Here is a 12,096-nt window from a genome sequence, read left to right on the forward strand (position 1 = left end):
CGACCATCTGCTATCATAATTAACTTAGCGATTTCTTTGCCGTAGATGGTCTTTAATTTTTTGTCAGTTAGCTTGTTAATCTCAAATATATCGTCCCAAATTCTGATGCAATATCTCATACCTTAACGAGTATAGAGTCGCATTCAATCAGAAATAATGAGAACAGCAAAAAGCAAAAAATAAAAAATTTTCAGCAAATTAACTTACAATCCGCAACAATACAGAACAGTAGAAAATGAACGCACAGAAAGAACAATATAACTTTAATAAGTTACAAAAAAGATTACGCCGTGATGTGGGGCAAGCCATTGCCGATTTCAACATGATTGAAGATGGTGATCGCATTATGGTATGTCTGTCAGGTGGTAAAGACAGCTATACCTTACTTTCTATTCTGCAAAGCCTGCAAAAAAGTGCACCAATCTCTTTTTCTCTGATTGCTGTCAATTTAGACCAAAAACAGCCTGGGTTTCCTGAACACATTCTGCCTGAATACCTAAGCAATCTCGGTGTTGAATATAAAATTGTTGAAGAAAATACGTATGCGATTGTTAAAGATAAGGTTCCTGAAGGTAAAACAACCTGTTCCTTATGTTCTCGTTTACGTAGAGGTATCTTATATCGCACAGCAACAGAATTAGGTGCAACCAAAATAGCTCTTGGGCATCATCGTGATGATATATTGCAAACACTTTTCCTGAATATGTTTTTCGGTGGAAAATTAAAAGGTATGCCACCAAAATTAATGAGTGATGATGGTAAGCATATTGTTATTCGTCCCCTTGCGTATTGCCGTGAAAAAGATATTGAACGCTATTCTGAAGCAAAAGAATTTCCAATCATTCCTTGTAATCTTTGCGGTTCACAACCTAATTTACAACGCCAAGTGATTAAAGACCTTCTTCGTGATTGGGATAAACGTTATCCTGGCCGAATTGAAACGATGTTCAGAGCAACTCAAAATGTTGTCCCATCACATTTATGTGATACTGAGTTATTTGACTTTAAAAATGTCTCACATGGTGATGAAGTCATTAACGGTGGTGATCTCGCATTTGATCGTGAAGATTTACCCACTCAATTACCAATAGACGATGATGATAGACCTGAATTAGTTGCAGAACGTCTTAATATTATTGAAGTAAACTAATCCACTAAGCCACCTTTATGGGGTCAGCTCAGGTTAAAGGTGGCCCCCCCTCTTTGAGATAAGGTACCTATGGCGACTAGGGACTATTGATCTTTGCTGCTTATTTTCAAAAATAAAAAAATGCTCAAAAACTGCATTCGGGTTCGGTCAAAGAGCGTTCCACTCATTTTCTTCTACGCTGAGAAAATTTTGCTTAGCTCAGCAGCAAGCCTTTTACTTTACCTAAAACCTCTTTAATTTGAATGAAAATTGACCCTAGAAAATTTACAACCCATTGCTTTTAATCTGTAAATAATGGCTCTGTCTAATAGTCCATCAACATGTGTGTACTGGCAAATTAGCCTATTTTAGGTATAAAAAAAGCCGATGTAAGATACATCGGCATTACAGTGGTCAATTATTCTGTATAAGAACTCAATATGAGAAAAACTACAATTATGGAGCACAACGTTCATCGCTCAACGTTGCATTCACCTGCGAGACTAATAATGCCCCAAAATTGTATGCATTTTATTGATTTACCTCAAACTAAAACTCGTTAGCAACAATAACTTACTTTTTAGAGCCAACGACTTCTTCTTAGCCACCAAAAAACAACTCCAATGAGTAGTGCTAATAACACACAAAATACGCTGAAAGCAAAACGAAACTCATTTCCGGGGATACCACCTAAGTTGACACCAAATAGTCCAGTTAAAAAGGTTGTTGGTAAAAAAATCATAGCCAATAACGACATAGTATAAATACGACGATTCATCATTTCAGTCATCATATTGGTAATTTCATCTGACATAATAGCTGTTCGTGCAACAAACCCATCTAAATCTTCTATACAACGGCCTAAACGATCTGAAATATCCTGTAACCGCCGTCTATCTGTCTCATCAATCCATAATAGTTTTTCTGTTGCGACACGCGCAAACATATCGCGCTGAGGAGCCATATAACGTCGTATCACAATAATTTGCTTACGTAATAATGCCAACTCACCTCGTTCAGGAATTTCCCCATTTAAAATGGAATCTTCCAGATCAATCAAACGTTCATGCAAAGTATCGGTGAAATCACTAATCTCATCAGTGATGGCATCAGTCATTTCAACCAACCAATCGCCTGTACTTTCAGCCCCAACCCCTTGTTTTAAATCAGTTATCACAGAGTCTAGTGCATTTACTTTCCTGTGGCGACTTGAAATAATGATACGACTATTAATGAAAACCCGAAAAGCTACTAGCTGTTCAGGCCGCTGCCCTGCATTAGTGTTGAGTGTTTGTAAGGTTAATAACACGCCATCGCCAACCCTTAGAATTCGCCAGCGCCCTTCACATCCGCATAAAGCAGATTTAACTTGTTCATTAAATAGATCCGATTCTTGAAGCCACTTTTCGCTCTCAGGGTTTTTATAATCATAGTGAAACCAAAAAGGGGACTGTTGGGTCGCATTAGCATTCGGATCAATTGGCAGGAACCCACCATCCCCTGTTAATTGAAATGCATGTACCGGATTTGAACCTTGAAATAATGAACCATAAATCAGTGCCATGCAGCCATCTCCTTGCCTTAAAATCATTTATTAGGTATAGCATAGAGGGAATACGGCAGAAATATCAAGAAAAGCTTATAAAACGAGGGCATATTAAGAATATGTATCAGAATAACTGTATAAAAAACACCAAGTAATCTTATTCAAAACCCTCTAAGTATCATAGTTCTAAATATTAAAAATTTACCGCGACTGTTCATAACCGCTATTTTGGCTAAAAGAATGACGTTTTTCCCACAAATAAACAATAAATTAATAACGAGCTCGACGACTATTTTACTAGTAATGTTTATTCCTTTTTGATCCTCCTTCTGATGTCTTCAGCAGGAGGAATTTTTTTATGCTAGGGGCTGTTGAACTTTGAAAGGCTATTTTTAGCCGAATTAAAAGTAGTTACGTAAAGTAAAAAGAATTCGCTACTTAATAAACTAGGCACAGCGTATATATCTACTCCCATACATACACTGCTGTGTTTTATTGCTAATGCGCCGTAATATAGAAGCTATGGCTATAGGCCACGTCTTCTGGGTTTTCTATTGGATAACCTTTTAACCACGGCTTAATGAGTCGAGCATTGGTGTACTGATAGATCGGTGCAATTGGTGCTTCCTGCGTAATAATAGTTTCTGCTTGATTATAATAACGATTGCGTAAGTCTGTATTCGTTTCTAAACTCGCAGCAGCGATAACCTCATCATAATGTTTACTGGTAAATTTAGAAATATTACCCGTATGCTGTGAGGTTAATAATGACAAGAAAGTGGATGGTTCATTAAAATCACCAATCCACGATGCTCTAATAACATCGAAATTACCTGTGTTACGGCTATCGATATACGTTTTCCATTCTTGATTTACTAATTTAACTTCAACACCTAATTTCTTTTTCCACATTGAGGCGACAGCAATGGCTATTTTTTGGTGATTTTCAGAACTATTATATAAAAGCGTTAATTTTAATGGATGATATCCCCCATAGCCCGCAGCCTGTAATAATTCTTTAGCTTGTGCATCTAATTCTTGTTGAGAATAATTTTCATAAAGCCCTTTATGTGGTTTAAATCCTACTGTCACATCAGGCGTAAAATAATTAGCAGGTTTTTCACCCGTAGCTAGGACTTTACTTACTATTAATTGGCGGTCAATCGCCATAGATAATGCCTGACGTACTCGAACATCATTAGTAGGCGCTCTCTGTGTATTGAAAGCATAATAATAAGTGCCTAGTTGATCTGGCGTAAAAACCTCATTCGGAATATCAGTTAATAATTTCTGGTAACGCTGTTTGGGAAATGATTCAGTAATATCCAAATCACCAGCTAAATAACGGTTAGTCGCACTTGATTCTTGATTAATAGGGACAAATGTCACTTTTGTAATCACAGTATTGGCATTATCCCAATAAAACGGATTTGGCGTTAAAACAATCTTTTCATTAACGACTCTCTCAGATAACTTAAACGCACCATTCCCCACTAAATTACCAACTTTAATCCAGTCTGCACCAAATTTTGCAATTGTCTCAGCATGAACTGGAAATAAACTAAAATTAGCGGTTAGCGATGGGAAATAAGGAACTGGCTTATTCAAAACGACTTTAAGGGTATGCAAGTCAATTGCTTCAACACCAAGATTTTCCGCAGATAGTTCACCATCGATAATTTGTTGTGCATTATTAATTCCGGCAAGAGCCCCAAACCATGCAAATGGTGACGTATTTTCTGGCATCACGAGCCGACGCCAACTATAGACAAAGTCTTCTGCTGTAACCGGTTCACCATTCGACCATTGTGCATTAGGGCGCAATTTGAATATCCATGTCTTATTGTCCGTCGTACTCCAACTCTGCGCGACGCCAGGAATAGGAGCTCCAAATTTATCTTGATTAACCAACCCTTCAAATAAATCACGCATAACTTGCGCTTCGGTTAGCCCGACTGACTTTATTGGATCTAGTGATGCGGGTTCATCTTTAAGATGACGAGTGACTTCTTGATTCTCTGCAAGCACTGTACCTGTGGGGATGACTGCAGATACGGCAGGAGCAGCTATAAACATCGCTGTAAAAATTAGCGTTAAAGATGAAAGGGAGCGTTTATGCATTTTTTAAGATTCTGTCGTATGAGCAAGAAAGTTAGCTAGATACATCATCATTCAAATAATGAAAAACTAGCTAACAAATAGTGAGCATATATTAATCAATATAATATCTCGGCTTGAGGTTTATGGCCTTAGGTTACAACCAATGCCCCTTACGGCATCTTATTCTTTCATTGTTCAAAAATCTATACGCTATACTTTAATCTGCTAGCAACTATCACTTTTTGAGACAAAACCAATCCCTTATATAAACATATTCGTTATTATGAATGGGTATTTCAGCAAATTCCCCCGTTGCTTTCTATTTTTTCCTATAAACCTTTAGTACATTTATTATCAGAAAACACTAATGAGTTAGCGCTAAGTTAGCCTCAATTTGTTACACTAATGATTATGTTTTAGAATAACGAATAACAAGAAAATATGGTTTTAGATGGCACTTATTAGCAGGATAGCTATCTGAATTATGTGGTTTAATATACCACGTGGTCAATGATGGAATGAAACTTAGTATGTGATATTGTAGGTTCATGTGAGGTTAACTTAATCGCCAGTCAACCCTACTTAAATAGATGATCTACCAATCTTACACACTTACTCATTAACGGGAGAAAAATATGTCACAGTCAGTAAAATTGAAAGGTAACGACATCGCCGTTGACGGTGAATTCTTACAAGCTGGTCATCAGGCTAAAGCTTTTACCTTAGTTGCTAAAGATCTTTCAGAAGCAACATTAGAAACTTATAAGGGTAAACGCAAAGTTCTAAATATTTTCCCAAGTGTTGATACTGGTGTTTGTGCGGCATCTGTCCGTAAATTTAACCAATTAGCAAGCGACCTAAACAACACTGTCGTTTTATGTATTTCAGCAGACTTACCTTTCGCTCAAGCGCGTTTTTGTGGCGCAGAAGATTTAGAAAATGTCGTGACACTTTCTACATTCCGCACCCCTGAATTTGCACAAGATTACGGTGTAGCAATTGCAAGCGGCCCACTCAAAGGCTTAACAGCTCGTTCTGTTGTTGTACTTGATGAGAATGACAAGGTTATTTATAGCCAACTGGTTCCAGAGATTACTGAAGAGCCAGACTATGATAAAGCACTTGCTGTGCTGAAGTAGTACGTCCTCAGCAGCCAGCTTTTATACTGGCTGCTAATTTTTTTAACCCATTATTCCACATATAACCAATTCAACTTTTTATGATGTTTGGCCTTTACCACATTCGTAAATAATTTGTTTTCACTCATTATATTCACTAGCGAATGGGAACAACAACTCAGAACTCTCATGGCCTGATCTTTTGTTGCAGGGCAAAAAGAGGTCAATATATCAATAATTAAATCTCGCGGCTTATTCCCATTTTTAACTAATGCTTCCCACGTAAAACGATTACGCTTTTCTAGATAACGAGCTGCTGCTCTATTCATTAGGTATAGCTCAGCAGCAGATGCTGCTGACTCAAACATATCATTCTTATAATGACGTTGATTTAAATACTCACGAAGTTTTTTATTTACAATAAAGTTAAGAACGAATTGATCCATAGCAGCTCCTTGCAGCGCGCGAATGGCATTGCGATATCAATTATCACCACTGAAACTTTACATACACCTTTAAATCAGCATTTAGCCAATCTAAGTATAGTTCGTTTTTTATACAAATGAATGTTAGTAATGGTGAAATAATTGCCAGTGATCACAATTATAAAAATTTGCTCTTCGTGCTTTACATACTCAAAACGCCAAGATGCTGATAATCAACAAGCAAAGCTATCTAAAACATCGATAAGCAGACAAAATATCTGCATTATCAACGTAATATTTAATTAAATAACCATTTTTGTTAGCTTGACTAATTCGCTGATATTAGCGGTCATATTCTTTAGTTACCTCATTAGGCTAAGCAATTCTTATAGTTGAATTTGGCAAATATAAATCAAAATAATAGTAATCAAAAAGCAAGCTTAATCCCCTACTCACTATTATTCTTGTTCTTTTTTCTGGCTGAGCCCATATTCGCGTAACTTATTTGCAATAGCTGTATGAGAAACATCAAGACGCTTAGCTAATTTCCTTGTGCTCGGATAATCACGATATAAGCGTGATAATACTGATGATTCATAACGCTTAGTAATTTCATCTAATGAACCATTTAATGAATCAACTGGAATTGCTTGCAAATTATCCGTATCAGGCAGATCGATATCTTGTGAGTTCAACACATCACCTTCCAATTGGCTTAATCCTTGATAAAGCGCATTACGCAATTGCCTAACATTACCAGGCCAATAATAACGACTTAAATAATCAATTAGAGAGGGAGCTATACGAGGTTTAGATATATTCAGCTCTTTTGAAAAATTGGTGACGAATACTTCTGTCAGAGGCAAAATATCTTCTTGTCTATCACGTAAGGGCGGAACTGTTAACGTTAAAACATTAAGGCGATAATAGAGGTCTTCTCTAAATTTTTTCTGCGCAACAAGTTCAGGAAGATTTTTTTGTGTTGCACAAATGACACGCACATTAACGTTAACTTCTCGTTCTTCACCAACACGCCTAAATGTTCCATCATTGAGAAAACGCAGTAATTTGATTTGCATTTGTGAAGACATTTCTGCAATTTCATCTAATAAAACCGTTCCACCATTCGCTTGTTCGAAGAAACCTTTTTTACCTTCAATTGCGTTAGGATAAGCTCCCGCCGCATAACCAAATAACTCACTTTCAACTACATTATCAGGCAGTGATGCACAGTTTAATCCCAAGAACGGTGCGTTACCGCGAGCGCTGTGTAAATGACATGCTTTAGCGAGTATATCTTTGCCTGTACCGGTTTCACCAACTAATAATAGTGGTTCATCTAACATAGCAATGCGCTTTGCTCGCTCAACAACATGTGCCATAGCTGGACTTTTGGCGACGATCAAGTCAAATCCTGCATTATCAGCGTTAACTATCTGTTTGCGCTGATTATCCAAAATTACAGCTGACTTCAGAAGCAAAACCGCACCAGTGCAATGCGATTTCCCATTTTCATCCGCTAAAATAATAGGTGTCACTTGCATAAGGTAATCATTACCTTTCACTGTAATTTTTTCAGTATAAGGCTCAGGTTCTTCACGTTCAAACCAACGTTGTAACCCATTACTACTAACGAGTTGCGAAAATGTTTTTTGTTTTATTTTCGTTTCATCGACACCAAATATCTGAAGCGACATCGGATTAACTAATTCGATATTTAATTTGTTATCAATAGAGAGAACCGGCTCTGGAAATGAATTTAATAAGGCCCACACCGCCTTATGCACACGTTCTGATGGCATAAAAAAGACTCGGCGAACATCAATTACGCCATTTATACGCCGTATTTCTGCCATTAATGTACTAAATACCTGAAAATCAACAGGTGTAAAATTAAGGTATATTCGCCTTTGCGCTGATATTTCAATGCCTTTAAGATCAATATTTTGTAAAACCAATAAATCAAGTAATTCACGTGTTAGACCAATACGGTCTTGGCAAGTAACTTCGAGGCGCATGGATAGAAACCTTCAGCAGAAATAATTGTGGGTAGGATATCTTAACGTGATTTGTTGAAGGAATACAGTAGCTGTGTCACATATTGTTGACAGCTAGAATTTACATGAAGAACAATCTAAAAATCACTATCATAGCAATAAATAATAAAGGAATGAGGAAGGCTTATTGCTATTACAAGGTTTCTTACTGGCAAGCCTACTTTACTATTTAATACGGCCTGCCAGCATTATTTTATATTTATTTTTTTGGCTCCTTTTTGCTCGGGACTGCATTTTTTAATTGACTGAGCAACTGACCTCGAAAATCCGCTAAACGCGGTTTATCATCAATCCATGGCAGTGGTCGGCATAGCTCCATTGCTTTTATACCAAGTCTAGCAGTCAACAAGCCCGCACCAATCCCCTGAGCTGCTCGAGTAGATAGACGTGCGGTAATATCCTGTGATAACCAATCCATACCTACCTCACGGATCAACTCAGAGGCCCCAGCAAATGCAATATTAATCAATACCATACGAAATAGACGAATTCGACTATAATAGCCTAATTCAATGCCATAAATGGCTGCAATCCGGTTAATTAATCGAATATTACGCCACGCGATAAATGCCATATCAACAATGGCTAAAGGACTCACCGCTATCATTAGCGCTGATTCAGCGGATGAACGGCTAATTTCTTTTCGAGCCTGCTCATCGAGAATTGGCTGAACTAGTTTGCTATATAGCTCCACAACTTCACGATCATTATGCGTTTCATGAACAGTGGCTTGCCAACTCTGTACCGCGGGATGTTGCGATGAAAGTGCCGATTGTTTTGCTAGTTTTTCACAAAATACTTTCCCTTGCCCCATCCCATGGCTATTCAGAAGCTCTCTAGCAACATCTCGCTCCTCAGCACGTTCCCTTAAACGATAAAGACGACGCCACTCAGTAAAAATAGAGCCAATACCCGCAACAACGATTAACCCTCCTGCGGCGGCTGTACCTAAAGCAGTCCAATCCTGTGTTACCCACGATGTGTGGATCCAAATACCTAATTGAGCGATAACACTGACACCAAATAAACCAACAGCCGCACCAACTAATCGACGCCAAAAGCTGCGTTTAGGCTTTAATGCTTCATTGATTAAACTTTCAACTTCACCATCTTGAGCATCTTGCTCAATTTCAATATCAACAGGAACAAAGCTGTGTAGCTCTTGTGTATCAAAATAATGTGCCTTTTTAAGTTCTTCAGCATCAGCAGTAGTATTTTTTTGTGTAAAATCAATCCGTTGTTTTATTGGTTCATTCATTTCAATTTATCTCCCAACAAAAACTCAAGTGCACTATCCATACGAATATGTGGCAATGGCTGGTCGAGTGGTATTTGACGAGGACGGAAATTTTCAAATTCAAATCGTTGTTTTTGCCAAAAATCTTCGTTAGGTAGGCGCCTTGGCACTTCCCCTGGATAGAAAGTCATTGATTGACCATCCGTTAAGCGTTGCCCCTTTAAAGCCGGAAGCTTTTCTCCTTTATAGTCGACTATGCCACTTTCAGTTGCTTGAATTGAAGCAAGCCCAATACAATCCATGCTTATCCCTTCAAATGCTGCATTTTGCCAAGCTTCTTGTACTAGCTGTTGTAATAACGAGACTAAATTAGCATGCTGTTCAGGCGTAACATGGTCTGATTTACTCGCCGCAAACAAGAGTTTATCAATACAAGGTGAAAACATGCGTCTGAGCAGAGTTCGCTTACCATAGTGAAAACTACGCATCAATTGTGTCAGCGCCATCCGCATATCATTAAAAGCATCGGGACCACTATTCAACGGTTGAAGGCAATCCACCAGCACAATTTGCCGATCAAAACGCTGGAAATGATCTTTATAAAATCCTTTTACGACATTTTCACAATAATACTGATATCGGCGTTGTAACATCCCTATGTTGGTATTTTTATCCGCTTGAGCTAGTTTTTTCTCACCTATTTTTTCGATATCTGGCCAAGGGAAAAATTGTAATGCAGGTGCTCCAGCGAGTTCACCAGGAAGAACAAAACGACCCGGCTGAATAAAATGTTGCCCTTTATCTTTACATTGTTGTAGATAATTAGTGTAGGCAACAGAAATAGCCGCCAATAAATTTTCGTCTGCTGGTGCCAATGGGTCACATGTTTGGCATAATGCAAGCCACTTTTTAGCTAATTTATCACGCTCCCCTTTTTGCACAGTTTTCATTTGCTGCGACCATTCCAAGTAGCTTTGATCTAACATTGGAAGATCGAGTAACCACTCCCCTGGATAATCGACTATTTCGAGATACAAAGAAGAATTATCAACAAAATGGCGCAAAAAGGAATCATTCGACCGATAATGCAGTTTCAATCGTATTTCACTGACACCACGCGTGGGGGTTGGCCATTGAGGCGAATTGCCATATAACTGGGCAATTCCCTCATCATAAGTAAAGCGTTGAATTGAAAAATCACGCTGTGGGATGCGCTTGACGCCAAGCAAACGTTTATCACGCGCTGCTGAAAAGAGTGGTAAGCGTGCCCCGCTATTGGCATTCAATAACTGATTCACAAGAGAAGTAATAAATGCCGTTTTTCCACTACGGCTTAGTCCCGTTACTGCGAGCCTGACATGGCGATCTACACCTCGATTCACCAAATCCGTCAATTCATTTTGCAGCCGTTTCATATTTCTCCCACTCAATCGATATTATTAATGCTTAATTTAGCATAAATTCGACATCGCCATTTTATAGATAGCGAATTGCCTTATGATATTTTATCGATTACCACGTTATTTTAGTTTAAATCTCCTCGGTTATTTTACTCTTCGTTTTATAAAATAACCAATAACCCACTTGCTACCGGCTATTTTTAATAACTTGCCAATAATACCACCAGGCCCATAGGTTAATGCTAATGTAGCAGCTATTGTTAACCCTTTACTGATAGCTTGCTTTTTCGCTAGCTGTTTTAGTTTACGTTTAATATCAGTTTGCATAAGATTACCTTACTTAGTACTTCCGCATCAGTTTTATGTTATTTAGGTAAATACTTTAGGGAATAAAGTATTTACCTTATTCCCAGAAACACGATGGCAAGATAATTATTATAAATTACGAAACTTACTGTTAACAGTATAGGTATCTGACGTTACATAGCGTTCTATTTGGCGTAATCGTAACTCACCAGATTTTAGTTGCGCATCGACCTCATTAAATAAATTTGTCACTTCAGGACCAATATCTTGTTCACCGCGATAACCACTAGGCGCTGGTTGTACAATGAAACACATCACAATATACAGAATCAGTGTTATCCCAAAACTCATAAACAGTGCAATTACTGCAAGCGCTCTGACCAAAGCAACCGGTAAGTCTAAATATTGCGCAAGACCAGAACAGACACCACCAAATACTTTACGATCAGTTAAGCGGTATAATTTACGGTTGCGAAAATCAGTCATTATTTTTGCCTCCAATTAGGATGTTCTGCATCTAGAATGTCTTCTAACGTTTTGATTCGTTGCTGCATACGTTGTGATTGCTCTGCAAGCTGCACTAAACGCTGAATTTCATTTTCTGTTAGCTGACTCCCCTGCCCGTTATTTTTTTTACTGTAGTGTAACCACAACCAAAACGGCAGAATAAAGACTATAAAAACAATCAATACGAGAAACAGAAAAACATAGCCCATCACATTTCCTTATATCAAATGGTTATATTTACCCTTTGCCATAGCGCAGCAAATTAGCTGCG

11 protein-coding genes are annotated in these 12,096 nt (G+C 38.0%); 2 read left to right on the forward strand and 9 right to left on the reverse strand.

Annotated elements, in window-relative coordinates:
- The first annotated feature begins 235 nt into the window (after positions 1 to 235).
- On the forward strand, positions 236 to 1,150 hold the full coding sequence (ttcA, locus tag OOA_RS06935; RefSeq protein WP_008911431.1) for a tRNA 2-thiocytidine(32) synthetase TtcA: 915 nt from the start codon (positions 236 to 238) through the stop codon (positions 1,148 to 1,150).
- A gap of 559 nt (positions 1,151 to 1,709) precedes the next feature.
- Here ttcA and zntB read toward each other — a convergent pair.
- Together zntB and OOA_RS06945 are read right to left on the reverse strand one after the other, a co-directional pair.
- Positions 1,710 to 2,693 (reverse strand): zinc transporter ZntB, encoded by a 984-nt coding sequence (gene zntB / locus OOA_RS06940; protein WP_008911432.1) that lies wholly within the window; start codon positions 2,691 to 2,693, stop codon positions 1,710 to 1,712.
- A gap of 480 nt (positions 2,694 to 3,173) precedes the next feature.
- Positions 3,174 to 4,796 carry a peptide ABC transporter substrate-binding protein gene (locus OOA_RS06945; RefSeq protein ID WP_008911433.1) on the reverse strand — a complete coding sequence of 541 codons (1,623 nt, stop codon included), beginning with the start codon at positions 4,794 to 4,796 and terminating at the stop codon, positions 3,174 to 3,176.
- Between the two features lie 614 nt (positions 4,797 to 5,410).
- Between OOA_RS06945 and tpx the strand changes: the two genes are divergently transcribed.
- Positions 5,411 to 5,914, forward strand: a complete 504-nt coding sequence (gene tpx / locus OOA_RS06950) for a thiol peroxidase (protein WP_008911434.1) — start codon at positions 5,411 to 5,413, stop codon at positions 5,912 to 5,914.
- 50 nt (positions 5,915 to 5,964) lie between these two features.
- Here tpx and OOA_RS06955 read toward each other — a convergent pair whose 3' ends face one another.
- The 7 genes from OOA_RS06955 to pspB form a co-directional block, all read right to left on the reverse strand.
- Entirely contained in the window at positions 5,965 to 6,339 is a 375-nt protein-coding gene (locus tag OOA_RS06955; protein ID WP_008911435.1) for a hypothetical protein, read from the reverse strand.
- A 437-nt stretch (positions 6,340 to 6,776) separates the two neighbouring features.
- Complete coding sequence (gene tyrR, locus OOA_RS06960; protein ID WP_008911436.1) at positions 6,777 to 8,336, reverse strand: transcriptional regulator TyrR; 1,560 nt, start codon at positions 8,334 to 8,336, stop codon at positions 6,777 to 6,779.
- Positions 8,337 to 8,574: 238 nt separating this feature from the next.
- Positions 8,575 to 9,633: a YcjF family protein gene (locus OOA_RS06965; RefSeq protein WP_008911437.1), complete on the reverse strand. Its 1,059-nt coding sequence runs from the start codon at positions 9,631 to 9,633 to the stop codon at positions 8,575 to 8,577.
- On the reverse strand, positions 9,630 to 11,027 hold the full coding sequence (locus OOA_RS06970; RefSeq protein WP_008911438.1) for a YcjX family GTP-binding protein: 1,398 nt from the start codon (positions 11,025 to 11,027) through the stop codon (positions 9,630 to 9,632). The genes OOA_RS06965 and OOA_RS06970 overlap by 4 nt, the downstream gene beginning before the upstream one ends.
- A gap of 129 nt (positions 11,028 to 11,156) precedes the next feature.
- Positions 11,157 to 11,339 (reverse strand): hypothetical protein, encoded by a 183-nt coding sequence (locus tag OOA_RS06975; RefSeq protein ID WP_008911439.1) that lies wholly within the window; start codon positions 11,337 to 11,339, stop codon positions 11,157 to 11,159.
- A gap of 108 nt (positions 11,340 to 11,447) precedes the next feature.
- The gene (gene pspC / locus OOA_RS06980) at positions 11,448 to 11,804 is read right to left on the reverse strand and encodes an envelope stress response membrane protein PspC (RefSeq protein ID WP_008911440.1); all 357 of its coding nucleotides are present in this window, start codon (positions 11,802 to 11,804) and stop codon (positions 11,448 to 11,450) included.
- Positions 11,804 to 12,034 carry an envelope stress response membrane protein PspB gene (pspB, locus tag OOA_RS06985; RefSeq protein WP_008911441.1) on the reverse strand — a complete coding sequence of 77 codons (231 nt, stop codon included), beginning with the start codon at positions 12,032 to 12,034 and terminating at the stop codon, positions 11,804 to 11,806. The genes pspC and pspB overlap by 1 nt, the downstream gene beginning before the upstream one ends.
- Positions 12,035 to 12,096: the final 62 nt, after the last annotated feature.

This window comes from Providencia burhodogranariea DSM 19968, assembly GCF_000314855.2.
GTDB lineage: Bacteria > Pseudomonadota > Gammaproteobacteria > Enterobacterales > Enterobacteriaceae > Providencia > Providencia burhodogranariea.